Here is a 26,265-nt window from a genome sequence, read left to right as displayed (position 1 = left end):
CAACGCCCATCGCCACGATGGTATACATCACGACCTTCCGGGGGAGGACTTTCCGATGAGTTCCCAAGAACTCGTCTGCATAATCGATCCAATCCATCCCGCAGGAGTCGAACGCATCGCCTCGGCGCATGTGGTGATCGGGCCGGACGATCCGCGCGTGGACGAAACGACCGTGGTGGTCATCCGCACCAGCCCGCTGGGGCCGGAGGTGTTCGGATCGATGCTCGGGCTCAAGGCGATCGTGAAGCATGGTGCGGGAGTGGACAACATCGCCATTCCCGCCGCGAGCGCACAGGGCGTGATGGTGGCCAACACGCCCGGCGGCAACAATTCCACCGCAGTGGCCGAAGGCGCGGTCTCGCTGATGCTGGGCCTCCTGCGCCGCACGCGCGACATGGACGCGCTGGTCCGCGAAGGTCGCTGGGACGAACGCTGGGGCATCCGTCTGGGCGACCTGACGGGCGCGCGGGTCGGCCTGATCGGCTTCGGCCGCATCGCCCGGCAGGTGGCGAAGATCTGCGCCGCCGGTTTCGGCTGCGACGTGTCGGCCTACGATCCCGCCGTGTCCGCTGCTGAAGTGCGCGCAGCCGGGGTGGAGCCGGTGGACCTTGCCACGGTTCTGTCGTGCGACCTCGTATCCATCCATACGCCGCTGACGGAGGCCACCCTCAACCTCATCGACACTGTCGAGCTGGGCATGATGAAGCCCCATGCACTGCTGGTAAACTGCTCGCGCGGGGGGATCGTCAACGAGGCGGCACTGGCCGAGGCACTGCGCTGCGGCCAGATCGCCGGAGCGGGGATCGACGTGTTCGAGGATGAGCCCCCCGCCGCCGATCACCCGCTGTTCGGCCTGCGCAGCTGCCTGCTTTCGCCCCACGTCGCGGGCGTGACGGAGGCGGGCATGAAGGACATGGCGCTCCACGTCGCCGCCGTCATCGCCGCCGTCAGCCGGGGCGAAGTCCCCGCAACGCTGCTCAATCCGGAGGTTCTGCCGTGACCGTTCCCACCAGTTCCGTGATCTATGCCAGGGTGGACCGCCCCGACCCCGCCCTCGTTGCGCGCGCCGCCCGGTTCGGTATCGCCGATTTGCACGAGGGCCTGGGAGAGATCGCCGGCCGCATGTGCCTGATGAGCCCCGCGATGGTTCCCATCGCGCCCGGCCAGAAGGTCTGCGGCCCGGCGGTGACGGCATGGAATTTCCCCGGTGACAACCTTGCCATCCATGCCGCGCTCTACACGGCGCAGGCGGGCGACGTCCTCGTCCTGACCAACGGAGGCGGCCATCAGGGCGCTTTGTGGGGCGACGTCGCCTGCACTTTCGCACAGAAGAAGGGCCTCGCCGGAACCGTCGTCCATGGCGCCACGCGCGATGTCGATGCGATCCGCGAGCTGGGCTATCCGGTCTGGGCCACTGCGATCTCTCCCGAACATCCCAAGAAGCGCGGACCTGCAGCCGTGAACGTGCCGATCGTGGTGGACGGCGTGGTGGTGGAGCCGGGCGACGTGATCGTCGGCGACTCGGACGGGGTGCTGGCGATCCCGCGTGCGCTGCTGGAGCTGGCCGTCACCAATTCCGAGACGCGCGCCGCCAAGGAAGTGGAGTTCCGCCGCCGCATCGGCGAAGGCGAAGTGCTGTTCGACGTGCTGGGAATGCGCCAGCTCGTCGCCGACCTCGGCATACAGATCAAGGACTGCACCTGGGAGGAGGACCGCTAGGTCCGCGCAGGGGACCGGAGCTGCCTTGTGCGGCTCCGGTCTTTTCCCGTCAGGAAATCATTGCCGCACTGCACAATCTCTCTTGCCGCATCGCAAGCCTGTGCTAGCCATATCTCCATAGGAGCGGGAGGAAGGTCACCCACCGGTCCTGCGTTACCCGGCCCGTCCCGTCGAGCCGTACCCGGTGCGTCGGCCTGGCCTGCTATGGAGAGTTCTCATGGCCAGCGAACCCGTGTCCGACATCAAGCAAGACGCCGTGGCGCAGATGGAGAAGGACATCCTGCGCGTCCTTCGCCGCCGCATCGGCAAGGACCAGCGCGCGGCCAAGCAGCATGACTGGTACGCCTCGTCGATCCTGACCTTGCGCGATCACATCATCGATGCGTGGATCGAATCGACCCAGCGAACTTATGAGGCGGGCGGCAAGCGCGTCTACTATCTCTCGATGGAGTTCCTGATCGGTCGCCTGCTGCGCGACGCGCTCTCGAACCTGGGCGTCACGCGCGACATGGAGAAGGCGCTGGCCACCTTCGGCCTCGACCTTGCCGAACTGGAGGAGCTGGAGCCCGACGCGGCGCTCGGCAACGGCGGCCTCGGGCGTCTGGCGGCGTGCTTCATGGAGAGCCTCGCGACGCTGGACATTCCCGCTTACGGCTACGGCATCCGCTACGTGAACGGCATGTTCCGCCAGCGCATCGACGACGGCTGGCAGGTCGAACTGCCCGAGACCTGGCTCGCCCACGGCAATCCCTGGGAGTTCGAGCGGCTGGAGAGCACCTACCGCATCGGCTTCGGCGGCGAGGTCGTCGCGGCGGGCGACGGAGTGACGTGGAATCCGGCCGAGGAAGTGGACGCCACCGCCGTCGATACGCCCGTCGTCGGCTGGCGCGGCAAGCGCGTGAACACGCTGCGGCTGTGGACGGCGAACCCCATCGACCCGCTGAAGCTCGATGCCTTCAACGCCGGCGACCACTTCGGCGCGCTGGCCGAGAAGGTGCGGGCCGAGGCCCTGGTGCGCGTGCTCTATCCGGCCGATTCCAGCCCCGCAGGCCAGGAGCTGCGGCTGCGGCAGGAGTATTTCTTCACCGCCGCCTCGATCCAGGACATCGTGCGCCGCCATGTCCAGTACGAGGGCGATATCCGCACCCTGCCCGAAAAGGCCGCGATCCAGCTCAACGACACGCATCCCTCGGTCGCCGTGGCCGAACTGATGCGCGTGCTGGTCGACCTCGAAGGGCTGGAGTTCAACGAGGCGTGGGAGGTCACCAAGAAGACCATCTCCTACACCAACCACACCCTGCTGCCCGAGGCGCTGGAAACCTGGCCGCTGCCGCTGTTCGAGCGTCTGCTGCCGCGCCACATGCAGATCATCTACGCGATCAACAGCCGCGTCCTGCGTGAAGCGCGCAAGGCGGGCCTGACCGACGCGCAGATCGCCGCGATCAGCCTCATCGACGAGAGCGGGGAGCGCCGCGTGCGCATGGCGAACCTCGCGTTCGTGGGGGCGCACTCGATCAACGGCGTCGCCGCGCTGCATACCGATCTGATGAAGGAGACGGTCTTCGCCGATCTCCACGCGCTCTACCCCGCGCGGATCAACAACAAGACCAACGGCGTCACCCCGCGCCGCTGGCTGCAGCAATGCAATCCCGGGCTCACCAAGGTCATCAGGGACGCCATCGGCCCTGAATTCCTGGACGACGCGGCGAAGCTGTCCGACCTCAACGCACTGGCCGACGACGCCGCGCTGGGCGAGCGCATCGCCGAGGTCAAGCGATCGAACAAGGTCGCGCTGGCGGACTACATCAAGCGCACCATGGGCATCCGCCTCGACCCCGACGCGATGTTCGACGTCCAGATCAAGCGCATCCATGAATACAAGCGCCAGCTGCTCAACCTGATCGAGACGGTCGCGCTCTACGACCAGATCCGCAGCCATCCGGAGCGCGACTGGGTGCCGCGCGTCAAGATCTTCGGCGGCAAGGCGGCGTCGAGCTATCACAACGCCAAGCTCATCATCAAGCTGGCGAACGACATCGCCCGGCGCGTCAATTCCGACCCCTCGGTCGGCGGGCTGCTCAAGGTCGTCTACGTGCCCAACTACAATGTCAGCCTGGCCGAGCGGATCATCCCCGCCGCCGACCTGTCGGAACAGATCTCGACCGCGGGCATGGAAGCCTCGGGCACCGGCAACATGAAGTTCGCCCTCAACGGCGCGCTGACGATCGGCACGCTCGACGGCGCCAACGTCGAGATCAAGGAGCACGTCGGCGACGAGAACATCGTCATCTTCGGCCTCACCGCCGAGGAAGTCGCCGCCAAGCGCGCTGAGGGCTACAACCCCCGCGCCATCATCGAGGAATCGCGCGAACTGGGGCAGGCCCTGTCGGCCATCGCCTCGGGCGTGTTCTCGCACGACGATCCGCACCGCTACGAAGGATTGGTCAACGGCATCTACGAGCATGACTGGTTCATGTGCGCCGCCGATTTCGACAGCTACACCGCCGCCCAGCGCGAGGTCGACGCGCGGTGGGACAATAAAGCGGGCTGGCGCGCCTCCGCGATCCGGAACATTGCCAACGTCGGCTGGTTCTCTTCCGACCGGACCATCTCTGAATATGCCAAGGACATCTGGAAAGTTCTGTGAAGCCAACGGAAAGCGCTCTCGAATCCCTGCTGCTTGGCTCTCACGCGGACCCATTCTCGCTTCTTGGAACCCATGCCGGCCCTGACGGCACGCACCTTCGCGCGATCCTGCCGGGCGCCGAGGAGGTCGAGGCGTTCAGCCTCGACGGCCATTGGCTCGGCAAGCTCGACAAGGTCGATCCGCGCTACCTGTTCGAGGGTCGGTTGCGCATCAAGCCGCAGCCGATCCGCTACCGCTGCGCCGCGCACGGGCATGACTGGCTGGTCACGGATGCCTACACTTTCGGCCCGGTGCTCGGCCCGATGGACGACCTGCTGATCGCGCAAGGCCAGCATTATCGTCTGTTCGACAAGCTGGGCGCGCACCTGATCGAGCATGAAGGCGCACACGGCGTCCACTTCGCGGTCTGGGCGCCCAACGCCCGGCAGGTCAGCGTGGTGGGCGACTTCAACGACTGGGATGCGAAGCGCCACGTCATGCGCGCCCGCGCCGACATCGGCGTGTGGGAAATCTTCATCCCGGACATCGGCGATTATCGCGCCTACAAGTACCACGTCGTCGGCGCCGACGGTGTGGTCCAGCCCCTGAAGGCCGATCCTTTCGCATTCATGTCGGAAATCCGGCCCGATAACGCATCGGTCACCGCCATTCCCGCCAAACTCGACTGGGGCGACAAGGCGCATCGCGAACACTGGGCCACGGTCGATGCACGAAAGGTGCCCGTCTCGATCTACGAGGTCCATCCCGGATCGTGGAAACGCGACCGCTGGAACTGGTTCCTCGACTGGGACGCGATGGCCGACGAACTGATCCCCTACGTGGTCGAGATGGGCTTCACGCACATCGAATTCATGCCGATCAGCGAACATCCTTACGACCCTTCGTGGGGTTACCAGACGACCGGCCTCTACGCCCCCTCCTCCCGCTTCGGGGAGCCCGCCGGCTTCGCCCGCTTCGTGGACGGCGCGCACCGGGCAGGCATCGGCGTCCTGCTCGACTGGGTGCCCGCGCATTTCCCCACCGACGAGCACGGCCTCGTCCGCTTCGACGGCACCGCGCTCTATGAACATGCCGACCCCAAGCTCGGCTTCCATCCTGACTGGAACACGCTGATCTACAACTTCGGGCGACGCGAAGTTCAGAGCTTCCTGCTCAACAACGCGTTGTTCTGGGCGGAACGCTATCACGTCGACGGGTTGCGCGTGGATGCTGTCGCCTCGATGCTCTACCGCGACTATTCGCGCAAGGCAGGCGAGTGGATCCCCAACCAGGAAGGCGGCCGCGAGAACTGGGAGGCAGTGGAATTCCTGCGCGACGTCAACCGCGCGGTCTACCGCGAGCACCCCGGCTTCATGACCATCGCCGAGGAATCGACCGCCTGGCCCGGCGTCACCCAGCCCGCCTACGAAGGCGACGGCAAGGGGCGCGAGACCGCGCTGGGCTTCGGGTTCAAGTGGAACATGGGCTTCATGCACGACACGCTGCGCTACATGGCGCGCGATTCCGTGCACCGCAAATACCATCACGACGACCTGACATTCGGCCTCGTCTACGCCTTCTCGGAAAACTACGTCCTTCCGCTCAGCCATGATGAAGTGGTCCACGGCAAGGGCTCGCTCCTGGCCAAGATGAGCGGCGACGACTGGCAGAAGTTCGCCAACTTGCGCGCCTACTATGCCTTCATGTGGGCCTATCCCGGCAAGAAACTGCTGTTCATGGGGCAGGAATTCGCCCAGCGCCGCGAATGGAGCGAGGAGCGCGCACTCGACTGGGATCTGCGCGATGCGCCGGCGCACGAAGGTGTGCGCAATCTGGTGAAGGACCTGAACCGCCTCTACCGAACCAAGCCCGCGCTTCACGCCGGGGACTGCGATCCCGAGGGTTTCGAGTGGCTGATCGTCGACGACAAGGAGAATTGCGTCTTCGCCTGGCTGCGCAAGGCGCCTGGCGCGAAGCCGGTCGCGGTGATCGCCAACATGACGCCCATCATGCGTACCGGCTACAGCATTCCCCTGCCGATCGACGGCAAGTGGAGCGAAGTGCTCAACAGCGATTCCGTCCACTACGGCGGCACCGGCAAGGGTAACCTTGGGCAGGTGAAGGCGTTGGACGGTGCGGCTACGGTCACCTTGCCGCCATTGGCCACGATCATGCTCGAATACGCCGGATAAGCCGATAAACCCATCCCATCACCGACCAAGTTTCCAGTAACAACCCATAACAACGGAGAGACAAGAAATGAGACCAGCTTCCGGCTCGCCGCTCGCGCGCGATGCCATGGCCTATGTCCTGGCCGGCGGACGAGGCAGCCGCTTGAGGGAGCTGACCGACAACCGCGCCAAGCCCGCCGTCTACTTCGGCGGCAAGGCCCGCATCATCGACTTCGCCCTGTCGAACGCGATCAATTCGGGCATCCGCCGCATCGGCGTCGCCACGCAGTACAAGGCGCATAGTCTGATCCGCCACATGCAGCGGGCGTGGAACTTCATGCGCCCCGAGCGTAACGAGAGCTTCGACATCCTCCCCGCCAGCCAGCGCATCTCCGAACTGCTGTGGTACGAAGGGACCGCCGACGCGGTCTACCAGAACATCGACATCATCGCCGTCCACGATCCCAAGTACATGGTCATCCTCGCGGGAGACCACGTCTACAAGATGGACTACGAGCTGATGCTGCAGGAGCACGTCAATTCGGGCGCGGACGTGACGGTGGGCTGCCTCGTCGTGCCGCGCATGGAGGCGGTAGCTTTCGGCGTCATGCATGTCGACGAGAAGGACCGCATCACCGCCTTCGTCGAGAAGCCCGCCGACCCGCCGGGCATCCCGGGGCAGGAGGACATGGCGCTGGCCTCCATGGGCATCTACGTCTTCAACACCGATTTCCTGTTCGAGCAGCTGCGCCGCGACGCCGCCGATCCCGACAGCAAGCGCGACTTCGGCGGAGACATCATCCCCTACATCGTCAAGCACGGCAAGGCGCAGGCCCACCGTTTCACCAACAGCTGCATCCGCGCGGCCGAGGAGATCGAGGAATACTGGCGCGATGCGGGCACCCTCGACGCCTATTTCGACGCCAACCTCGACCTGACGGACACCGTGCCCCAGCTCGACATGTACGACCGCGAATGGCCGATCTGGTCCGACTCGGTGGTCGCCGCCCCCGCCAAGTTCGTTCACGACGAGGACGGGCGGCGCGGCCATGCGATCTCCTCGCTGATCTCCAACGACTGCATCGTCTCGGGCGCGCTGGCGAAGCGCTCGCTGCTGATGACGGGCGTGAAGATGGGCAGCTTCTCCAGCGTGGAAGAGGGCGTGATCCTGCCCTACTGCAACATCGGCCGCAGCGCGCGGCTGAAGCGGGTGATCATCGATTCCGGCGTGCGCATCCCCGAGGGGCTGGTGGTCGGCGAAGACCCCGAACTCGACGCCCGCCGCTTCCGCCGCACCGACAACGGGGTGTGCCTGATCACCAAGCCGATGATCGACCGGCTGGGCCTGTGATGGTGAAACTGTGATGGTGAAACCGTGACCTCGCTGAAAGTCCTGTCCGTTGCCTCCGAGGCGGTGCCGCTGGTCAAGACCGGCGGCCTTGCCGACGTCGCGGGCACGCTGCCCGGCGCCCTCGCCCCGCACGGGGTGGAGATGACCACGCTGCTGCCCGGCTACCCCTCGGTGCTGGCGGCGTTGGGACGGCGGCCCAAGGTAGTCCACGCATGGAACGCGCTGCTCGGTACCCCGGCGCGGCTGCTGGCGGGCAGCTTGCCCGATGGCCACCCGCTACTGGTGCTCGATGCCCCGGCGCTCTATTCGCGGGAGGGAGGCCCTTACTCCGACGCTGCCGGGATCGACTGGGCGGACAACTGGCAGCGCTTCGCCGCTCTCGGAAAAGCCGCCGCCGAGATCGCAGGCGGGGTGATCGTCAAGCGGGGCAAGCCACAGGGCTTCGATGTGCTCCATGCGCACGACTGGCAGGCCGCCATGGCCCCCGCATACCTGCGTTACGTGCCGCTGAGTGCCGCTGGGTGCCGTTCGGTCATAACCATTCACAACATGGCTTTTCAGGGCTGGTTTGCTCCTGAAGTCTTTGATCGCATTGAACTTCCTTCAAGCGCATGGGCGCTGGACGGGGTCGAATACCACGGTGGCCTCGGAATGCTGAAAGCGGGCCTCTCCAGCGCCGATGCGATCACCACGGTCAGCCCGACATATGCCCGCGAGATCCGCTCCAGCGTGTTCGGAATGGGCCTCGAAGGGCTGATCGTGGAGCGCGGAGATGCGGTCCACGGCATCCTCAACGGCATCGACGCAAACGTCTGGAATCCGGCCTCCGACGCGGCTTTGGCGGCGCCCTACAGCCACCGCACCCTCGATAAACGTCGCGCCAACAAGCGCGCTCTGGAGGCCGAATTCGGTCTCGACGAAGGCGACGGCCCGATCTTCATCGTCGTCACCCGCCTGACCTGGCAGAAGGGCATGGACGTCCTGCCCGAAGTGCTCGACCACCTCGTCGGAATCGGCGGAAGACTGGCACTTCTGGGCTCCGGCGACGCCGCGCTGGAACGCGCCCTGATCGAAGGCGCCGCCCGCCATCCCGGCCGCATCGGCATCCGCATCGGCTACGACGAGGCGCTATCCCACCGCATGCAGGCCGGCGGCGACGCGATCCTCATCCCCTCGCGTTTCGAGCCTTGCGGCCTGACGCAGCTTTACGGCCTCGCCTATGGCTGCCTGCCGGTCGTCGCGCGTACCGGGGGGCTGGCGGACACGGTAATCGACGCAAATCCGGCCGCTCTGGCGGCAGGCTGCGCCACCGGCGTCCAGTTCGACGGTGTCACCTACGACGACCTCGCCGCCGCGATCACCCGCACCGTCCAGTTGCATTCGCAGCCCGAAGTCTGGGAACGCCTCCAGAAGAACGCGATGAAAAGCGACTTTTCTTGGGAGGCCAGCGGCAAGGCCTACGCCGACCTCTATCGCGCTCTGGTGGCATGACGGCTCTCGGCGCCAGCGTGCAAGCGGGCGAGACCCGCTTCACCGTGCGCTCCCCCCGGGCCGAGGCGATGTGGCTCTGCCTGTTCGATGACGACCGGGAAACGCGCCATTCGATGGGCCGGGATGGCGATAGCTGGACGCTGGTGCTCCCCGGCGACCATTCCGGTTCCCATTACGGGTATCGCGCCAGTGGACGCTGGGCGCCGCATGAGGGGTACTGGTTCGACCCGGCCAAGCTGCTGGTAGATCCCTACGCCGTCGAACTCGACCGCCGCTTCGTACAGAACCCGCGCCTGGCCATGTTCGGGGAAGATACCGTCGACATCGTTCCGCGCGCAATCATCCCTGCGCCGAAGCAGGGCCGCCCACCAGACCCGCCCCGCTTCGCGCGCGGCGGTCTCGTCTACGAACTCAACGTCCGCGCCTTCACGATGCTCCATCCAGACGTACCCGAAGGCCTGCGCGGAACGGTGGCCGCACTCGCACATCCGGCAGTTCTCGCCCACTTCGTGAAGCTCAACGTCACTGCCATCGAATTGATGCCCATCATCGCCTGGGTCGACGAACGACACCTGCCTCCGCTCGGGCTGGTCAATTCGTGGGGCTATAACCCGGTCGCGATGATGGCGCTCGATCCGGGCCTTTGCCCCGGCGGTGTCGAAGAACTGCGCCGGACCGTGGCGGCACTCCATGACGCCGGGATCGGCGTGCTGCTCGACCTGGTGTTCAACCACTCCGGGGAAAGCGACGTGCATGGCGGCATCCTGTCGCTGCGCGGGCTCGACGATGCGATGTACGCGCATGCGCCCGAAGGGCAGCTCATCAACGACACGGGCTGCGGGAACACGCTCGATTTCGCCAATCCGGCGGTCCGGCGGCTGGTGCTCGATACAATGCGCCATTTCGTCGGGCGTTGCGGCATCGACGGGTTCCGCTTCGACCTCGCGCCGATCATGGCGCGTGGCCCCGGCTTTGATCCCGCCGCGCCGATCTTCGCCGAGATCGCTGCCGATCCGGTGCTCGGCGACCGGATCCTGATCGCCGAACCCTGGGACATCGGCCCCGGCGGCTATCAACTCGGGCAGTTTCCCGCCAACTGGCTCGAATGGAACGACCGCTTCCGGGACGATGTGCGCCGCTTCTGGAAGGGGGGCGGCAATATTGGCCCACTGGCCACGCGGCTCGCCGGGTCGAGCGACATCTTCGGCCCACAATCGCTGGCCGAGGGCTGCCGCTCGGTGAACTTCCTTGCCGCGCATGACGGCTTCACGCTGGCCGACACGGTGGCCTACGAGCACCGGCACAATCAGGCCAACGGAGAGGACAATCGTGACGGTCACGGTGAGAACTTCAGCTGGAACAACGGCGTCGAAGGGCCGACCGACGATCCGACCGTCGTGCTGACCCGTCACCGCGATCTGGAGGCCCTGCTCGGCACCCTGTTCGCTTCGACCGGCACGATCATGCTGACCGCCGGGGACGAGTTCGGGCGCACCCAGCGCGGCAACAACAACGCCTATTGCCAGGACAACGCGATCGGGTGGGTGGACTGGGAAGCCCGCGACACCGCGCTGGAATCCCACGTCGCCGCTCTGTCAGCCGCGAGAGCCGCCAGACTTGGCCTGTTCCGGCGTTTCCCGGAACCCGTAGCCTGGCAGACCCGTGATGGCGAACGGATGACGGTCAGCGATTGGGAGAATCCGGGCAGTAACTGGCTGAGCTGCAGGGCCGAAGCCGAGGATTTCGGCTTCGCGATCGATCGCACCGCCAGAGAGGTTCGGATCACGCTTCCCTGACCTCACCGTTGGGTGCGTGCACCCGGCCTAGCCTCCGCTGCGCAACTGCTCCGTCAGATAGGCGAGGAGCGGCTGTTCGAAGCGGGGGTTGATAATCAGGAAATGTCGCCGCTTGTCCTGCTCGTCCGGCAGTCTGCACAGCACGTCCTCATCGACGAGACGACGGACAAGCCGCAACGCGGTGCTCATCGGCGCGCCGGACGCGATGCAGGCACTCGACACCGACACCCGTCTCTCCTCGATCTTCGCCAGTAGCAAGTCGAGCAGCATGGCCCAAGTCGGGTCACCAAAGAGTTCGCCGCCGCCGATCTCCCGCCGCTTGCTTTCCTTGCGCAGCAGTTCCTTGATGAACTTGCGCATTTGCGTGGGCTCGACGTCGCCATCAGCAGGCACCGGCGCGACCTTTTCCGGTCGTCCGGGATAGGTCGCAGGCACAGGTTCGTCGATCAGGCCGGCAAGGCGCTGCAACTCGCTGCTCAGCTGCGACATCCGGTCGAGCAGGATCTTGCGCTCACCCACCGCCTCGGGAAGTCCCTGAACCCGCTGCAGGGCGCGGCGCAGATCGGCGGGGCTGATCGGCTTTTCCAGAAAGTCCGCCGCCGAGGCACGCATGGCGTCTATCGCGACATCCTTGGAGGCATGACCCGTCGCGATGATGAAGCGAAGCTGGCGATCATGCTCGTCGGCATAGCGCGAAAGCTCGCGGATCAGCGCGATGCCGTCGAGTCCGGGCAGGTTATAATCGACAATCGCGATGGAAATGTCGTGCGTTCGGAACAGCACCTGCGCCTCGTCCGCGTTCGACGCGAAGAACGGCTCGTACCCCATCTGCCGCAAGGCGAAGGCGCACTCCATGCCCCAGTCGGTATCGTCATCGACGACAAGCACCGGGGCGACCTGGCGAAACAGACCGGCTTCCATTGCCGAGGGAACTTCAGACATCCGCGTTGCGTCTCCTGAGATTGCCGCTCCGTTGTCGTCTGCATCAGTATTCTGTGGAGCAAGAAGCGCACCAATGCGTATCCGCCAATTCTTCGGCATCGCATCTTCCCATTCCATTGTATTCTAAGAACGCCCAGTCACATTCCCGGGAGATGTTGTTGCATGGCAACCGACACGATTGCTACAGCTAAAATCGCAGAAGCATCCGGACGGCGCCGCACGGCACCCGCCTTCTGAAAGGCCGCAAGCGTGAACAGGGTGAGCAGCGCCACTGCCACCATGGCGAACGTTCCGCTGATCCCCAGCCACGTGGACCCCGCCGCCAGCAGCTTGATCTGACCGCCGGTAAGCACGCGGGCGCCCGTGCGTGCCCGAAGCAGCGCCACGGCGAGGCTGGCGATGACCAGACTGCCGACCCCGGCAGCACCGGCCCGGATCAGTCCGGGAACACCGTTCAGCGCCACTGCGCCGACCAGCCCGAAAGTCGCCAGCGCGATATAGAGCCAGTCCGGCGTGGCCCGCCCTTCCCAGGGCAGGACCACGACCGGGATCAGCACAAGCAGAAGAAAGGCAAGATAGAAGTATCCCGCAGCTTCCATGTCAGTATCCTCCGTTGGTCACCGTCACACTGGCTTCGACGTTGCTGTCGGGAAGAGGCACGAAGGCGCCGTACTTCATGATCGGGCTTCCGCTCATGTCGTAGCGCACCTCGACCCGGAACGTGCCGCTGGTATCGCCCGCGCCCGCCATGATCTCGGGCGGTGACTGGCCGCCCAGCAGCGAACCGTAGTTGTCGATCACCTTCTGGGCGCGCTCCCGGGCGAGCGTTACCCGCTCACTCAGGGAAAGGCCGGCGACTGCCGCCCTCGCCCCCTCGGCCGCCGCCTGCCTCACGCCGGTCAGCGCCGTGAAGTAGATGGAATAGATGATCACCGAGAACACCAGGGCGAGCAGCGCCGGAGCCAGCAGGGCAAACTCCAGCGCCGCTATTCCCCTGTCGCACTTCAGCAGTCGGAGCGGTGTCCTTGCCGTCATGCGCATTTTCCGAGTCTCCTACCTGAATCTCAGTCAAACATGTTGGTGAACGCATTCGTGAGATTGGTGCCGAAAGTAGCCGTAGCCGCAGTGATCGCGAGCACCACGATGCCGCCCAGCACTGCGTATTCGACTGCTGTAAGACCACGCTCGTCGTTCCGAAGGCGGCCCATCAGGTTGATAATTGCATTCATCATAATTCACACTCCCCATTACCCCTTCAGATGTGAGAGGCGTTCACGGGCGGAAGGGGCAGCCCGCAACGTCATGCAATAACTAGATCAGCACCGGCACTCCGCAGCGCACGCCGCCCACCCAGAAGGTGCCGTGTCCCAGCTGGATGCCGAGGGCCACGAGGACATTGGTCAGCAGCGGATCGACCACGCCGGAGACGATGCCGGTGACGGGCTGGGTGACAGCCGGGATCAACTGGCTATCGAGCAGCGGCTGGACCAGCGAGCACAGTCCGATCAGGCAGTCAAATTCCAGCCCGCCCGGCCCCGTCAGGCTGTTGACGAGGCCTTGCACGGTATTGCCGACGCGCGCCTCGTTGAGCACCGACTGCGGCGTACCGGCACGGGTCGGCCCACCGATAGTGCCCGGCCCGAAGACCAGCGTGTTGCCGTGGACCTCGCCTCCCAGCACCGGCTCGGCGATCGCCCTGCCCTTGATCGTCACGTCAATCAGCTGAGTCAGCAACGGCAGCTTGATCGGGATGCCTGCATGGACGATCTCGGTCCTGGTGATGTCCGCTGCCTTGATCGGCAGCAGCGGCTTGTCCATCGCCCAGCTCGGCATGTCCCCGATGTAGGCGCTGACCAGCGCCGAGTGGCCGATGACGCGCACCGTGGTGTTGGTCTGCTGGTCCCGGCCGGGCGCACAGTCGATGCTGTCGATCGCACCGTCCGCCGACTGGATATCTATAATTACTGGAACGTTTGCCCTCGCCACGCCCAGCGGCAGGTTCAGCAGCGTCACCTGCACCTTGAGCCGCAGCATCGAGGTGCCGACCTCGGTCTCCCCGGCCGGGCCGAACGAGAAGCGGGGGCGGTTGACCGGTCCCGACGCCGCAGCGGCGATCGATACCTGAGTACCGGTAAGCAAAGGCGGCGGCGAGACTGCGGCGATCACCTGCGAGAGATCGACCGCGACCGGATCGTCCTGCACCGCGTAGCTGATCAGCTGGTAGGCGTTGAGGCCCGCGCGAAGGGCAGGCGCCACGTCGGCCTCGCCCACCTTCATATTGCGCCACACGCCGACCTTGAACAGACCCTTCAATGGCACCCGGTGCCCTGCCGGGACGAAAGTGTTGAAGGCGTTCAGCGCGTTGCGGGTATTCCCCGGACCTGCCCCCTCCGCCGCCGCCGCGACGATATCGCGCAAGTCGTAGGACCCCTTGATGAGATCCCCGTAAGTTCCGTCGAAGCCGGACCGCTCCGCCAGTTCGTCGAAGAACAGCCCGGCATCCACGTTGCCGCCCAGCAGTGCCTCGATCTGCGATGAGGACAGGTTCAGCGAGATCCCCAGCAAGCCGCCGAGCACACCGTTGACCGCGTGGAGCAGCCCGCCCACTCCCATGGTGCTGACGTCCAGCAGCCCGGAAGTGGCGGAAATGCCGGCCTCGTCGATGCGCGCTGCGCTTGCCGTGGCGGCAAGGTCTGGGATCGGGCTCATGTCCCCCAGCACGCCGGTCAGAAAGCGGCGGCTGCCTTTGCCCGTGGTCACCCGAACCGCGTTGGGACGCACGGCGCTGCCCGCGCAATCGGCAGGCAGGGCACCGGGCAGGAAGAAGCGCGAACCGGCGTTGTCCGCCGCTTTTCTGTCGTCGTTCGCGCAGTAGTAACCGATTTCGACGTTGCGAAGTACCGAAGGGTCGTAACCGTTGTGCTGAAGGTAGGTCTCGGCCAGCGTGCGGGCATCGCCCGGCCTCATCGACGCCGCAAGCGCCGCCGCCTCGGTGGCGATGCGCAGTTCGCGATTGCCGCTGTAGTAGAGTGCGACATCGAGCGCGAGCCCGGCGGAAAGAAGCAGGGGCACGCCGAGCACCGCCACCGCGGGCGCGACCACGCCCCGCTCGTCCCGCCGCAGTCGGCGGATGCGCGCCGTCAGGCGGCTCACGACCCGGCCGGTTTCATGCCGCTCCCTGCCGCCGCGATCCGCGCGGCTTCGCCCGCCACCTGCTGCCGCAGCTGCGCCTTCGCCTTGGTGTCCGCCATTCCCGAAAGCAGCGCGTCTGCCTCACCCAGCCGCCCGTTTAGCGTGAGTGCGAGGATGAGGTTGTTGCGCACGACTTCGTCGGCCGGCGCGAGATCGTGGGCCGCCCGCAGCGTCTCGACCGCCTCGGCGGTCTGTCCCGCACGCAGCCGCGCATAGCCGAGCGCATTGGTGATGAAGGCATCGGCCGGGCTGGCCTGGGATGCCGCGGCATACTGCACCGCCGCCTGCGGCCACTGCCCTTCGGCTGCGAGCACGTGTCCGCGCACGGCAAGTGCGGCGCCGCTGCGATCGCTTCCCGGAATGCGCTCCAGCGCAGATCGCGCGGCATCGACCTGCCCAAGGTCGAGCAGGCAGTTGACGCGCAGCACGCGCGCCTGCGGATCATCGGGATGCTTGCGATCGAAATCGTCGAGGTAGGCCAGCGCGGCGCGGGCGCGACCGTCTGCGCGGGCCTGCTGGATCAGCGTCAGGTACAACGTCCGGGTGGAGCTTTCCTCCTGCACTTCGGCGGAACGGTCGGCCGCCAGCGCCGGGCCGGCAGCAAGAAGAAGAAACGCTGTTGCAGGCAGCAGACGACGGATCATTTCCCGGTACTCCGCAGCGTGTCGAGGATGGCGGCGACCGGCGGTCCGGCCAGGACGATGAAGAGCGCGGGCATAAAGAACACCAGCATGAGCACGACCATGCGCACGGTGATCTTGCCGATGGCCTCGCGCGCACGGGCGACGCGGCGCTGGGAGAACTCGCGGATGTATTCGCGCAGGGCAGGAACCAGTTCCATGCCCTGGAACAGCGACTGCCGGAACAACGCCGCCAGTTCGCGCGCGCCGCTGACGCCGACGCGGGTGGCCCAGCGGTCGAACGCGACCTGATAGTCCTGACCCCGATCGAGGTCGTCGACCAGCATCGCCACCAGCCGCGCGTGGTTGGGCACCGCCACGTGCTCGTCGCGGGCGATGCCGCGAAAGCACTGGTCGAGCGAGACGCCGCTTTCCAGCATCATCAGCATGAGGTCGAGAAGGAACGGAAACTCCGCCGTCAGCACCCGTTCGCGCGTTGCCGCACGCATCTGAAGCGCATACTTGGCGCCGATGTAGGTGAAGCCCGTGAGCGCGAAAGTCGGCAAGATCGGCCGCAGCGGATTGCCGGTCACCACGAAGCAGATCGCCATCGACAGCACCATGACGAGCAGGGTCGCGCCCAGCCGCAGCGCCACGAAGACGTCGAGCGCGCCCGCGTCGAAGTAGCCGGCCGCGCGCAGGCGCGTCTCGATCTCTGCCTTGTCGCGCCCCTGCGCCAACAGCGCGCGGGGTGCCCGCAGGGTGCGCCAGCCACGGGCCGCAGAGGTCCCGCCTGAAGCTCCCGACGCCGCCTGGCCCTCGACCCGTGCTCGCAACTGCGTGTCGGTCTGCAGCCAGCGCAGGCCCAGCAGCGCCACGGCGAGACCCGCGATAGCGGCGACCAGCGAGATCGAGGCGATCAACCCGGGCATCAGAATGCCAGCCTCATCATGCGACGGATGATCATGATGCCGATGATTTCCAGCCCGATCGCCACCATCGACATCGAACGCCCACGCGGATCGGACACGAAGAAGTCGATATAGGCCGGATTCATCACCACCAGCATCGTCATCGCCAGCAGCGGCATCGCGATCAGCACCTTGCCGCTGACCTTGGCTTCCGAGGTCGCCGCCTGCAGGTCGCGGCGGATACGCACGCGCTCGCGCAGGATATGGGCGAGATTGCCGAAGACCGAGGCGATCGAACCGCCGTAGCGCAAATTCGTGCGAATGGCGGCGGCGAGCATCGAGACTTCCGGAACCTGCAGCCGATCGGCAAGCTGCTGCACGGTCTCCGCGACCGGCGCGCCCATTGCCAGCCGCCGTCCGACCGGCGCGAAATAGGCTGCCACCGCCTCCGGCGCGTCCGCCAGCGCCCGCGCAAGGGCCTGCGAAAGCGAATTGCCCACCGACTGAAGCTGGCGCACGGCGTCAAGGTAGAGCGGCAGCGCCTCGGTCAGGGCATCCACCCGCTTGCGCGCGCGCGCCTGCAGCCACGAGAGCGCCACCATCGGCACGCCGATGATCAGCACGACGGCGGCGGCCGGACCGAACAGCAGCAGCACGATGAGCGTCAGAACCAGCATGACACCGATCAGGGTCTGCAGCGCGGGCACGGTTAGTTCGACTTGCGCCTGCGCCAGCAGCGGCGCGATGCGCTCGGGCACGGTCACTGCCGCCAGCGGCCGGACGGTCACCGCCCCCGGCGAGGCGATCGCCTCCAGCCGGCGGTCGAGCGTCACCCGGTCGCGCATGCGCTGGGAAAACCAGTGCCATGCCACGGCGCCCACGATCAGCAGCGCCAGCAGTATATAGGCGCCGCCCTTCACCATGCCGAACCATCCTTGTCCACGACCGGGCTCGCATAATCCTTGAGCCGCGCGGCATGATAGGGGCGCGGCGACAAGGTGCGGTGCAGCCCCTCGCCCGACATCGGCGGCTGCTCCTCGAAGTGGAACAGCTCGTTGAGGGTGTAAGCCTCACCTTCCACGCCGGTAACTTCGGCGACCGAGGTGATCCGGCGCGATCCGTTGGCAAGCCGCTGGATGTTGACGATGACGTGGATCGAATTGGCGACGAAGCGGCGCACCGCGCGCACGTCGTTCTGCTGGCCCGCGAAGCCGAGCAGCATCTCCAGGCGGGAGAGCGCGTCGCGCGGGGTATTGGCGTGCAGCGTTGCCATCGAACCGTCGTGGCCGGTGGACATCGCCTGCAGCATCTCCACCGCCTCGACCCCGCGAACCTCACCCAGGATGATACGATCGGGGCGCATACGCAGCGCATTGCGCACAAGGTCGCGCGCGCTGACCTCGCGGCTGCCGTCGACATTGGGGGGGCGCGTTTCGAGGCGGACGACGTGCTCCTGCCGCAGTTGCAGTTCGGCCGCGTCCTCGATGGTGACGAGGCGTTCCTTGTTGCTGATGCAGCTCGACAGCACATTGAGCAGTGTCGACTTGCCCGCGCCGGTGCCTCCGCAGATCAGGATGTTGAGCCGCGACCGCACCGCGCTGGTGAGGAAACCCGCCATCGCCGGGCTCATCACGCCGCCCGCGACGCAGTCGTCGATGCTCAGCGCCTGCAGCCGGAACTTGCGGATCGAGACCAGCGGGCCGTCGAGCGCGATCGGCGGGATGACGATGTTGACTCGGGATCCATCGGCAAGGCGCGCATCGACGAAGGGCGTCGCTTCATCCACACGGCGGCCGATCGGGCCGACGATGCGCTGGATGATGTTCATCAGGTGCGCGTCGTCGCGGAAACGGGTTTCGACCCGCTCCAGCAGCCCCGCGCGTTCGGCGTAGATGGTGCCGGCACCATTGACGATGATGTCGTCGATGCTCGTGTCGCGCAGCAGCGGGGCGAGCGGACCGAGACCGACCACCTCGTCCTCGACATCCTCGATCAGCAACAGCCGCTCGGCGCTGTTGAGCGCCAGCTGGCCGCGACGGCTGCGGCTGTTAATGACCTGCTCGATCTCATGCCTCAGGGTACGCCGGTCGAGCGCCTCGGCCGTGATGCCCTGGGCCTCGAGCTGTTCGATCACCTGCGCACAAGTCAGAGCCTTTACCGCCTGGTAGCTGTCGCTCATCCGCTGGGCTGCGGGCTGGGCGATCGCGGCCTTGCGCTTGGGTTCGGCCAGTGCTTCCTCCGGCACGAAGTCGTTGGTGAGCAGGCTCATGCGCTGCGCTCCACCGAACGCAGGATGGCCCGCCGCATGCGATCAATGCCGAAGTTGGTGGCCTTGGCCTGGGTGGAGATGCCGCAAGCCCGGCGGATCGCCTGGGCGTAAGTGCCTCCATCCCGCTCCATCATCAACGGCCGCCCCGCATTGAGCGCATTGCGCTGGCGCGCGTGGTCCACCGGCACGCCGAGCACCGTATCGATGTCGAGCGTGTCGGCAATGCGGCGGCCGTCGAGCAGGATGCGCGGATCGTGCTCCCACACCAGCAGCCGCAGGCGCTGCGCGCTCGCAGTGTCCATCGCCACGCGGTCCAGCAGGCGGCGGGTGGCGTCGAGTTCACGGATCGACTGGCTGCACACCACCTCGACGCTCTGTGCCTGCGAGGCGAGTTCGCGCAGCAGGCCGCCATTGCGCAGCGATCCGCCGCACAGCACGACATGCCCGCAACTGGTGCGCAGAAGCTGGATCAGCCCGACGATATCGGCCGGCCCGATGCCGACCGGCTCCGCGCCGGTGCCGCCGTCGAGCGTCAGCAGCGAGAGGCCGGAACGCTCGTGATGTGCCAGCGCATCGCCGAGCAGGCTGGCATCCATGCGGTCGATGTCGGAAATGGCCGAAGCGATCCCGTAGTCAACCTTGAGGTCGAGGTACGCCTCGGCCGTGCTGGTCGGCAGCGTGCAGTCGATCAGCAGCGTGGAAGTGCCATCGAGGCAGTGCGCCAGCGCCATGTCGGTCGCCAGCACTGCAGTCGCATCGCGGTCGGTGCCGAGCACGAGGGTAAAACGGCCGAGCCGCCCGTGGCTCGCCAGCGAGGTGTTGAGCACGCGCGAGAGGATCTCGCTGACCTCTGCGGCGACCGCGCCGCGCGGCATCACGTCCGTGGCGCCCGAGCGGATCGCCTGGAGCACATGGGCCGCGTACATGTCCTCGGTCGCCAGTACGATCGAGCGCCCGCCCGCCGCCTGCGAGACTTCGGCGATGACCGAGGCCATGGCACGCTCGGCCGGGATCGAGGCGTGGTCGATGACGACGATGCCCGGCCCGTCGAACTCGGCGCCGTCGAGAGACTGCACCATTTCGACCGCCACATGCGCGCCCATCGCGTCGGAGATGCGCTGCGCCAGCGCGCGGTCGATGGAAAGAAGATGGATGCGTGCCATGTCAGCGCCTCACCACGCCAAAGGTCCGGATACCTTGTTCGACACCGTCGTTGCCGACGATCATCTGCCCGATGCTTGGGTCCACCGGCTTGTTGGCGGTCGCCAGCATCGGCTTCACCGCTTCGGGCTCGACCAGCCGGGGCGTGGCGACGATGATCAGCTCCTGCCGCTCCTTCTGGTTCTGCTGCCGCTTGAAGAAAGCCCCCAGCACGGGCAGGTCGCCGAGGAACGGCACCTTGTCCTTGGTGACCGAGCTGTTCGAATAGTTGAGCCCGGCGATCACGAAGCTCTGGCCGCTGCCCAGTTCCACCGTCGTCTCGGTCGAGCGGCGGCGGATGCCCGGCACCGTGTAGCCCTGAAGCTGGACGCCGTTGTTGTAGTCAAGCTCGCTGACTTCGGGCGCCAGCTTCAGGACGATGCTGTTCTCGTTCAGCACATAAGGCGTCACCGAAAGGCGCACGCCGAACTCCTTGTACTGGATGGAGATCGTGTTGCCGTTGCCCCCGGTCGATTGCGGGACGGGCACCGGAAACTCACCACCCGCCAGGAAGCTGGCCTTCTCGCCCGAGCGCACCAGCAGCGTCGGTTGCGCGAGAAGCTGCGAGAGCCCATTCGAGGACAATGCGGAAAGGACCGCGCCGATGCCGCGATTGCGGCTGCTGAGGAACAGGTTGAACGCACTCTGGATGGGTGCGGAGGCATCGATGCTGAGACCGGGCGTCGATGTGCCCCCGCTGCCTGAACCGTTGAATGAATATCCGTTGAGGCTGCTGGACGGAACCAGCGCCCCCTGGATATCGCCCGACAGCTTCGCGAAGCTGAAGCCCAGCGCCTTGAGCGTGGAGGAAGAGACCGCCGCAAACTGGACATCGACGGCCACCACTTTCTCGCCCGCACGCAGGGGTCCGTTGGAAGTCGCATAGGACGGTGCCGGCGGATCGACGTGGAACTGTGTCTGCCCGATCATCGAGCCATCCGCCGCATAGACGTCGAGCATGGCGTCGCCCGCCCCCTGCCCGCTGACCCGCAGCGACTGCGAGGTCGGCGCCGAAACGGCGATGACGTTGTCGCGGTTGACTTCGATGCGAGCGATCGAGCGCGTGAAGCGTAGCGTCTGCGCCTCGTCCACCTGAAGCGTGCGCTGATCCTGCGCACTTGCCGCGGCCGGAGCCAGAACGAAGGCGCAGGCCAGCAATCCCGTTGCATACTGCGCCTTCATTGTGCGCCACTCCCCGAATAGATCGTTTCGCGATTGCCGCCGACCACCAGTTCGATCGCATGGGGGGCGGGAGCGCGGCGAGGCTGTGCCGCTCTGGCGGGAGGCGCTGCCGCCGCGCGAGGGGGCGGCGCGGCGGCAAACGCCGGCGTCGGCCTTGCCGCCGCCGAGGGAGCCTCGAGAATGGATGCGACCTGCGCGGTCGCGACTTCCTGCTTGTCCTCGGGATTGCGCAGCGACAGGTAGAGCGCGCCGGTGCTCTTCGCGAGCGAGAGTTCGGACACCTGCTGCGGATCGAGCGCCAGCGTAACATTGCGAGCCGGAGGCGGCGGCGCGGAAACCGCGCCCGTCACCCCGTCCTTGACCGGCTCACCGATGACGACCTCGCCGACCGCCAGCACCGGAACCATCTGCAACAGCGTGGTCGAGCGGCTTCGCCCATTGCCCCGCGCGCCGCCGATCGCATCCTCGCCGGGATAGACCACCTGAACGTCGACCCGGTCTCCCGGGCGCACCAGGCCGGCCACCGCGATCTCCGCAGTGGTGTCGATACTGATCGCCCGCATGCCCACCGGCACGCGGATGGCCAGCTTGCCTTCCTGCTGCAGCGCTTCGCGCGGTATCGGCGTGTTGGCCCGAATGTCGCGTGTGGCCACCCGACCGACAACTTCGGCAGGCGTCGCTGCGCCGGGCACACGCGAAGGATCGAGCGAGGCATTGCGGATCATGTCCGCAGTGATCGTTTCCCCGATCTTCACGTCGCGCGTCGCGACGGCGAGCACGGCTCCTTCGACCTGCGAAGCGTCTGCAGCCAATCCCGATACCGGGCCTGTCCCCGGAACACCGCGCGGCGTCGCCGAGCGGCCCAGCTCCCGGATGCCCAGGAAGCCGAACGTTGCGGCGGCAACGAGCCCGACAGTGATCGTCAGCTTCGCTTTCGAACCCAGGCGCATGCAATTCCCCTTTGCCATTGCGCTTACGCAAACGGAGTGCTGCCCCTGCACTCCGAGAAAAAGTGCGAACCGTTCCTTGCCGGGACAGATCCGCATCCATTTCTGAATGGTAACCCGGGCCGGATTCACTTCCTCATGGAGAAGGAGCCGATGCGAGGGGAACCGCGGGGGCCGATTCACGCAGATTGATGCTGCGCATGAGCGGCCGGACCAGTGCAGCGTGGTACATGCCCGTAATTAGCCGCGCGCGGGGAACGCGATGAACAACAAGTAACCCTCACTTTGGTTCTTTTCGTGACTTGCGCCGATAGCCAAGGCAATAAGAACACCATGTCCAGACCGTCCCGACCGACCTTGCAACCACGCACCGTCGACAAAGACATTCCGGGAATCTTCGAAATAAATCTCCAACGCAGGCTTCGGCTTGCTTATTGAGAGGGGCAGGAACCGGAACGCCGATCGCGGTTCCCGACTCTCGATCTGACGATGAGGCACGACTTTGACGAAGGCAGCATCTTTGAGGAACGGGCAATGATCCCCGTTAAGGAAGCGATCGGCGACAACATGGAGGCACGCGCAGCGAGCCCGGCATCCAGACGCTCCCGCAAGGGCCGGGGGTGGAACGATGGCACCCAGCTCTACGCCGTGACCGCAGCGCTGGCCGCGCTGACACTCGGGCTTGTCGCCCCATACGCACCGGGAGCTGGAGTGATCTCGGCCGCATCATGCGGAGCGCTCTACGTCCTGCACTGTCCGCGCCTGTCGCTCATCTCGGCGATCCTCCTGGCAATCGGGGCGCTTCCGTTGACGGCTGCAGTCACGTCGTCGATTTTCTGGACCGACCTCCTGCTGCTTTGTGGTGCGGCGTTTCTGCCCCGCGCTTTCGCGACTGCACTGCTAAGGGTCCCGCGCTGGTCCTGGCCGGCCGCCATGGCGACAGGTGCCCTGTGCCTGTTCCTCAACTTCCTGGCCGGGCCGATCCTCGGCCCAGCCCTCGGCATCGTCGCCGCGCTTTGCGCCGCGTTCATCGGGGCCGGAATTGCCCGCCATCTCGCCATGGTCGATGCCCGGTTGCTGGCATGGGGCGACGGCGGCATGGTGGAAGTCACCCGAGACTTGCTGCTCGGCCGCATCGCCAGCGGGATGCTGCACGATCTCGCGCAACCGCTCAACGTCATCTCGATGGCCAACGCCAACATGGACTACATCGTAAGCCACCTGGAGATCGACGAGGCGAGCCGCCAGCAGATCCAGGAGCGGGTCGGGCGCATCGCCAACCATACCGAAGGCGCAGCACACATCCTCAGCCTGTTCCGCTGGTTCGGCCGGGATGGTCGCGAAGGAGACGCGCCGTTGACCGTGCAAAGCGCCCTGGAGTGCGCGATCGCGACGACCCGCTCCAATGTGCGCCATCACGGCGTCGCCGTGCACGTGCGCGGCGCGGCGCTCGACCAGCTTGTACCCGGCCAGTACGGCGCCCTGCAGATGATGGCCGTGGCGGCCCTGCTCAGCGCCTTTGCCAGCTTCCGCGGCACGGACGGGCACAAGCACAAGGGCGAAGTGCTGCTCAACGCAAGCCTTACTCCTGCCCATGTAGTGATCACCGTCGATTGCATCGACGAGGATGGCAACCCGATGCGCGCCCGCCAGATCGATGGCGCAACGCTCTGGCTGGTGGAACAAGTCGCGCAGGAAGCATCCGGCGAGTTCCGCTGTGTCCTGCAGAACCGCAAGCCGCTGCGCTTCGTCATCCGGCTCGGCCGCGACGACGTCTGACCTGTCGGGGGATCAGCCCCCGGCGAACAAGGGCAATGCGATTTCCACCCGGGCGCCCTCCACTTCGCCCGGCGAGAGCTCGACGGTGCCGCCGATCTTGCCGAGCACCTGGCGGCAGATGTGCAGGCCCAGACCTGTACCGTTACGCGGCTTGGTCGTGAAGAACTGCTGGAAGGCGGCGCGGGCCTGTTCCATCGAAAGCCCGGCCCCGTTGTCCGAAATGACGCAACGCGCCGTGCCGCCCTCGATATCGATGCGGATGGCAATGCGCCCCCTGCCTTGCCAGCCGGCCTCGCGGCGCACCTCGATGCTTTCGGCGGCATTGCGCAGGATGTTGACGAGGACCTGCTCGGCCTCGATCTGACACAAGCCGACATGCGCGGCCGTGACGGCCCGGCACTGCTCGACTTCGATGTTGGTCTTGTCGAACAGCGGCTGCAGAAACCGCACCGCATCCCGCGCAGCAATTCCGAAATCCGCGCTCACGACGCCGCGGCTATTGCCCGAAGCATAGGCCAGCGTATGATCTATGATCGTCTGCGCACGCTGCACCTGCTCCGCGATCCGCTCGATCGCCCGGCCCAGCTGCGGCTGCATCCCCTCAGCACGTTCGAGCAGCAGGCGCAGGTTTTCGTTCGCGATGGCGATGGAGAACAGCGGCTGACGCAGTTCGTGCGCAAGTTCGGAACTCTGCTCACCCAGATCGGCAAGGCGCGCCTTGGCGGCGATCGTTTCGAACAGGTGCTGCATCTCGGCCTGATCGATGCCGCACCCGCCCTGCGTCGCGGCCCTTTCGGCCGGGCGGCAGAGCTGGTTAGTCGGCGTGCAGCGCACCCACGTCTCGACATCGCGCTGGGTGATCTCGTTCGGTTTCATTCGAGGCCTTCCGCATTTGCGTGCAGGTCGCCGAAGTCGGCAAGCATCGTGTTCAGCGTGTTGATCAGCAGTTGCGGCTGCACCGGCTTGGTGAGCACCAGATGGCGCGGCAGCGCGAGTTCAGGGTCCGGTCGGAGCTGGTCCCCGGTAATGAAAAGGTAACGAAATTCCCGCTGGCTCAGCATTGCGTGAGCCCGAATGCGCGCAACGATCGACAGGCCCGATTCATTCCCGAGACGCACGTCGCATGCGAGCACGCGAATGGACGGGTGCTGCTCGAGCATGGCCATTGCCTGATCAAGATCCGCAACGCCAACCGCGCAGATGTCATGGAGCGCCATGAAAGTCAGCAATTCCTCGACGATCGCGTTAACATCGTCAATCAACAGTACCAAAGCTTGATCGTTGCCCATCGAGCTTCTTCTCCCACTGCGCCGAATTCGTCGATCCGGTGCTAGTTGCCTTCACTTAGGTGTCATTCCGTTTCCAAATCAATAACGCCCGGTGAAAATCCGTAGAAATCGATCAGTTATCACCAGCCCACACACCGTCCGAACGCTTCCTCAAGCACAGCTGCGGTAAGTGCCCAGCCGGATCGGTGCGTGCCCGAAGCGCCGCGGCGGCATTCGCCCCCCAATCGGCCGGGGAGCGCTGTCTTCGAGGGCATCGATAACCCCGCAGACCATCTCTGCGGCGGCGAACGCCCTCTCTTCCTCCAACAGCTGCCGGGCAGTGTCCAGCAACTCGCGTACAGATTGGGAACCGATGGCGATCATGACGAACTCCTTTCCATATTCCTCGAACAGTTAGAGGGGACGACCCACGGCAAGGGCCGCCCCCTCCCCCCACCTCGTCATCCGAGGTCGGGCTGCGGCGTGTCCAACCAGGGGGAGGGCAACAAGGCGGTGGACACGCCGGCCTCAGTTCAGTTGCCCGTGCCGCCCCCCAGCAGCCCGCCGAGCAGTCCGGTCACCGGGGCAAGGACATTGCCCGTACCCGTGCCGGAACCGGTGGCACCCACTACACTGCCCACGACCCCGGTTACGGGAGCGAGCAGGCCCCCTGCGCCGGACCCGGCACCGGTATCGCCGAGAAGACCGCCGACTACGCCGGTCAACGGAGTGATGACCTCGCCTGCGCCTCCGCTACCACCGGTAACGCCGCCGAGCAGGCCTCCGACCACGCCCGTCACG

23 protein-coding genes and 1 pseudogene are annotated in these 26,265 nt (G+C 66.1%); 8 read left to right on the top strand and 16 right to left on the bottom strand.

The window, feature by feature from the left end:
* Positions 1-55 precede the first annotated feature (55 nt).
* From ACODRZ_RS14455 to glgX, 7 genes are all read left to right on the top strand, one after another.
* Complete coding sequence (locus ACODRZ_RS14455; RefSeq protein WP_488971538.1) at positions 56-1,000, top strand: hydroxyacid dehydrogenase; 945 nt, start codon at positions 56-58, stop codon at positions 998-1,000.
* Positions 997-1,719, top strand: coding sequence for a 4-carboxy-4-hydroxy-2-oxoadipate aldolase/oxaloacetate decarboxylase (locus ACODRZ_RS14450; protein ID WP_488971537.1), 723 nt, complete (start codon positions 997-999; stop codon positions 1,717-1,719). Before ACODRZ_RS14455 ends, ACODRZ_RS14450 begins: the two co-directional genes overlap by 4 nt.
* A 217-nt stretch (positions 1,720-1,936) precedes the next feature.
* Positions 1,937-4,366 carry a glycogen/starch/alpha-glucan phosphorylase gene (locus ACODRZ_RS14445; RefSeq protein WP_488971536.1) on the top strand — a complete coding sequence of 810 codons (2,430 nt, stop codon included), beginning with the start codon at positions 1,937-1,939 and terminating at the stop codon, positions 4,364-4,366.
* Positions 4,363-6,537, top strand: coding sequence for a 1,4-alpha-glucan branching protein GlgB (gene glgB / locus ACODRZ_RS14440; protein ID WP_488971535.1), 2,175 nt, complete (start codon positions 4,363-4,365; stop codon positions 6,535-6,537). The genes ACODRZ_RS14445 and glgB overlap by 4 nt, the downstream gene beginning before the upstream one ends.
* A 67-nt stretch (positions 6,538-6,604) precedes the next feature.
* Positions 6,605-7,867, top strand: coding sequence for a glucose-1-phosphate adenylyltransferase (gene glgC / locus ACODRZ_RS14435; RefSeq protein ID WP_488971534.1), 1,263 nt, complete (start codon positions 6,605-6,607; stop codon positions 7,865-7,867).
* Positions 7,868-7,891: 24 nt separating this feature from the next.
* Positions 7,892-9,358 (top strand): glycogen synthase GlgA, encoded by a 1,467-nt coding sequence (gene glgA / locus ACODRZ_RS14430; protein WP_488971533.1) that lies wholly within the window; start codon positions 7,892-7,894, stop codon positions 9,356-9,358.
* Positions 9,355-11,154 carry a glycogen debranching protein GlgX gene (glgX, locus tag ACODRZ_RS14425; RefSeq protein ID WP_488971532.1) on the top strand — a complete coding sequence of 600 codons (1,800 nt, stop codon included), beginning with the start codon at positions 9,355-9,357 and terminating at the stop codon, positions 11,152-11,154. The genes glgA and glgX overlap by 4 nt, the downstream gene beginning before the upstream one ends.
* A gap of 27 nt (positions 11,155-11,181) precedes the next feature.
* Here the strand turns inward: glgX and ACODRZ_RS14420 are convergent, their stop codons facing one another.
* The 12 genes from ACODRZ_RS14420 to cpaB form a co-directional block, all read right to left on the bottom strand.
* Positions 11,182-12,096 (bottom strand): response regulator, encoded by a 915-nt coding sequence (locus tag ACODRZ_RS14420; protein ID WP_488971531.1) that lies wholly within the window; start codon positions 12,094-12,096, stop codon positions 11,182-11,184.
* A gap of 137 nt (positions 12,097-12,233) precedes the next feature.
* The gene (locus ACODRZ_RS14415; RefSeq protein ID WP_488971530.1) at positions 12,234-12,695 is read right to left on the bottom strand and encodes a hypothetical protein; all 462 of its coding nucleotides are present in this window, start codon (positions 12,693-12,695) and stop codon (positions 12,234-12,236) included.
* Position 12,696: 1 nt separating this feature from the next.
* A complete protein-coding gene (locus tag ACODRZ_RS14410; RefSeq protein ID WP_488971529.1) occupies positions 12,697-13,137 on the bottom strand; it encodes a TadE/TadG family type IV pilus assembly protein in 441 nt (146 codons plus the stop codon).
* A 23-nt stretch (positions 13,138-13,160) separates the two neighbouring features.
* A complete protein-coding gene (locus ACODRZ_RS14405; RefSeq protein WP_488971528.1) occupies positions 13,161-13,328 on the bottom strand; it encodes a Flp family type IVb pilin in 168 nt (55 codons plus the stop codon).
* Between the two features lie 79 nt (positions 13,329-13,407).
* Complete coding sequence (locus tag ACODRZ_RS14400) at positions 13,408-15,249, bottom strand: pilus assembly protein TadG-related protein (protein ID WP_488971527.1); 1,842 nt, start codon at positions 15,247-15,249, stop codon at positions 13,408-13,410.
* Positions 15,246-15,932, bottom strand: coding sequence for a tetratricopeptide repeat protein (locus ACODRZ_RS14395; protein ID WP_488971526.1), 687 nt, complete (start codon positions 15,930-15,932; stop codon positions 15,246-15,248). Before ACODRZ_RS14395 ends, ACODRZ_RS14400 begins: the two co-directional genes overlap by 4 nt.
* A complete protein-coding gene (locus ACODRZ_RS14390; RefSeq protein WP_488971525.1) occupies positions 15,929-16,840 on the bottom strand; it encodes a type II secretion system F family protein in 912 nt (303 codons plus the stop codon). The genes ACODRZ_RS14395 and ACODRZ_RS14390 overlap by 4 nt, the downstream gene beginning before the upstream one ends.
* Complete coding sequence (locus ACODRZ_RS14385; RefSeq protein ID WP_488971524.1) at positions 16,840-17,742, bottom strand: type II secretion system F family protein; 903 nt, start codon at positions 17,740-17,742, stop codon at positions 16,840-16,842. The genes ACODRZ_RS14390 and ACODRZ_RS14385 overlap by 1 nt, the downstream gene beginning before the upstream one ends.
* Entirely contained in the window at positions 17,736-19,088 is a 1,353-nt protein-coding gene (locus ACODRZ_RS14380) for a TadA family conjugal transfer-associated ATPase (RefSeq protein ID WP_488971523.1), read from the bottom strand. Before ACODRZ_RS14380 ends, ACODRZ_RS14385 begins: the two co-directional genes overlap by 7 nt.
* Positions 19,085-20,251 carry a CpaE/TadZ family protein gene (locus ACODRZ_RS14375; RefSeq protein ID WP_488971522.1) on the bottom strand — a complete coding sequence of 389 codons (1,167 nt, stop codon included), beginning with the start codon at positions 20,249-20,251 and terminating at the stop codon, positions 19,085-19,087. The genes ACODRZ_RS14380 and ACODRZ_RS14375 overlap by 4 nt, the downstream gene beginning before the upstream one ends.
* A 1-nt stretch (position 20,252) precedes the next feature.
* Positions 20,253-21,470 (bottom strand): type II and III secretion system protein family protein, encoded by a 1,218-nt coding sequence (locus ACODRZ_RS14370; RefSeq protein WP_488971521.1) that lies wholly within the window; start codon positions 21,468-21,470, stop codon positions 20,253-20,255.
* Positions 21,467-22,420, bottom strand: coding sequence for a Flp pilus assembly protein CpaB (gene cpaB, locus ACODRZ_RS14365; protein WP_488971520.1), 954 nt, complete (start codon positions 22,418-22,420; stop codon positions 21,467-21,469). Before cpaB ends, ACODRZ_RS14370 begins: the two co-directional genes overlap by 4 nt.
* Before the next feature lie 531 nt (positions 22,421-22,951).
* On the opposite strand from cpaB, the gene ACODRZ_RS14360 reads away from it, so the two are divergent.
* Positions 22,952-24,196 carry a hypothetical protein gene (locus ACODRZ_RS14360; protein ID WP_488971519.1) on the top strand — a complete coding sequence of 415 codons (1,245 nt, stop codon included), beginning with the start codon at positions 22,952-22,954 and terminating at the stop codon, positions 24,194-24,196.
* Between the two features lie 12 nt (positions 24,197-24,208).
* Here the strand turns inward: ACODRZ_RS14360 and ACODRZ_RS14355 are convergent, their stop codons facing one another.
* The 4 genes and pseudogenes from ACODRZ_RS14355 to ACODRZ_RS14340 all read right to left on the bottom strand — a co-directional run.
* Complete coding sequence (locus tag ACODRZ_RS14355; protein WP_488971518.1) at positions 24,209-25,072, bottom strand: sensor histidine kinase; 864 nt, start codon at positions 25,070-25,072, stop codon at positions 24,209-24,211.
* Positions 25,069-25,485, bottom strand: coding sequence for a response regulator (locus ACODRZ_RS14350; protein WP_488971517.1), 417 nt, complete (start codon positions 25,483-25,485; stop codon positions 25,069-25,071). The genes ACODRZ_RS14355 and ACODRZ_RS14350 overlap by 4 nt, the downstream gene beginning before the upstream one ends.
* 150 nt (positions 25,486-25,635) lie before the next feature.
* Entirely contained in the window at positions 25,636-25,848 is a 213-nt protein-coding gene (locus tag ACODRZ_RS14345; RefSeq protein WP_488971516.1) for a hypothetical protein, read from the bottom strand.
* A 149-nt stretch (positions 25,849-25,997) separates the two neighbouring features.
* A pseudogene (locus tag ACODRZ_RS14340) lies at positions 25,998-26,265 on the bottom strand (hypothetical protein); the annotation flags it as partial.

The sequence above is a fragment of the Novosphingobium sp. FG90 genome, from assembly GCF_057808725.1.
This window is presented reverse-complemented; position numbering and strand designations above follow the sequence as displayed.

What these genes read in the sequence shown, in the direction of transcription:
- ACODRZ_RS14395 (WP_488971526.1), bottom strand. Translation starts at nt 15,932, where the DNA reads ATGATCCGTCGTCTGCTGCCTGCAACAGCGTTTCTTCTTCTTGCTGCC.
- ACODRZ_RS14385 (WP_488971524.1), bottom strand. Translation starts at nt 17,742, where the DNA reads ATGGTGAAGGGCGGCGCCTATATACTGCTGGCGCTGCTGATCGTGGGC.
- ACODRZ_RS14375 (WP_488971522.1), bottom strand. Translation starts at nt 20,251, where the DNA reads ATGGCACGCATCCATCTTCTTTCCATCGACCGCGCGCTGGCGCAGCGC.
- ACODRZ_RS14415 (WP_488971530.1), bottom strand. Translation starts at nt 12,695, where the DNA reads ATGGAAGCTGCGGGATACTTCTATCTTGCCTTTCTTCTGCTTGTGCTG.
- cpaB (WP_488971520.1), bottom strand. Translation starts at nt 22,420, where the DNA reads ATGCGCCTGGGTTCGAAAGCGAAGCTGACGATCACTGTCGGGCTCGTT.
- ACODRZ_RS14380 (WP_488971523.1), bottom strand. Translation starts at nt 19,088, where the DNA reads ATGAGCCTGCTCACCAACGACTTCGTGCCGGAGGAAGCACTGGCCGAA.
- glgC (WP_488971534.1), top strand. Translation starts at nt 6,605, where the DNA reads ATGAGACCAGCTTCCGGCTCGCCGCTCGCGCGCGATGCCATGGCCTAT.
- ACODRZ_RS14405 (WP_488971528.1), bottom strand. Translation starts at nt 13,328, where the DNA reads ATGATGAATGCAATTATCAACCTGATGGGCCGCCTTCGGAACGACGAG.
- ACODRZ_RS14350 (WP_488971517.1), bottom strand. Translation starts at nt 25,485, where the DNA reads ATGGGCAACGATCAAGCTTTGGTACTGTTGATTGACGATGTTAACGCG.
- ACODRZ_RS14355 (WP_488971518.1), bottom strand. Translation starts at nt 25,072, where the DNA reads ATGAAACCGAACGAGATCACCCAGCGCGATGTCGAGACGTGGGTGCGC.
- glgX (WP_488971532.1), top strand. Translation starts at nt 9,355, where the DNA reads ATGACGGCTCTCGGCGCCAGCGTGCAAGCGGGCGAGACCCGCTTCACC.
- ACODRZ_RS14370 (WP_488971521.1), bottom strand. Translation starts at nt 21,470, where the DNA reads ATGAAGGCGCAGTATGCAACGGGATTGCTGGCCTGCGCCTTCGTTCTG.
- ACODRZ_RS14455 (WP_488971538.1), top strand. Translation starts at nt 56, where the DNA reads ATGAGTTCCCAAGAACTCGTCTGCATAATCGATCCAATCCATCCCGCA.
- ACODRZ_RS14360 (WP_488971519.1), top strand. Translation starts at nt 22,952, where the DNA reads ATGATCCCCGTTAAGGAAGCGATCGGCGACAACATGGAGGCACGCGCA.
- ACODRZ_RS14390 (WP_488971525.1), bottom strand. Translation starts at nt 16,840, where the DNA reads ATGCCCGGGTTGATCGCCTCGATCTCGCTGGTCGCCGCTATCGCGGGT.
- ACODRZ_RS14345 (WP_488971516.1), bottom strand. Translation starts at nt 25,848, where the DNA reads ATGATCGCCATCGGTTCCCAATCTGTACGCGAGTTGCTGGACACTGCC.
- ACODRZ_RS14445 (WP_488971536.1), top strand. Translation starts at nt 1,937, where the DNA reads ATGGCCAGCGAACCCGTGTCCGACATCAAGCAAGACGCCGTGGCGCAG.
- ACODRZ_RS14410 (WP_488971529.1), bottom strand. Translation starts at nt 13,137, where the DNA reads ATGCGCATGACGGCAAGGACACCGCTCCGACTGCTGAAGTGCGACAGG.
- ACODRZ_RS14420 (WP_488971531.1), bottom strand. Translation starts at nt 12,096, where the DNA reads ATGTCTGAAGTTCCCTCGGCAATGGAAGCCGGTCTGTTTCGCCAGGTC.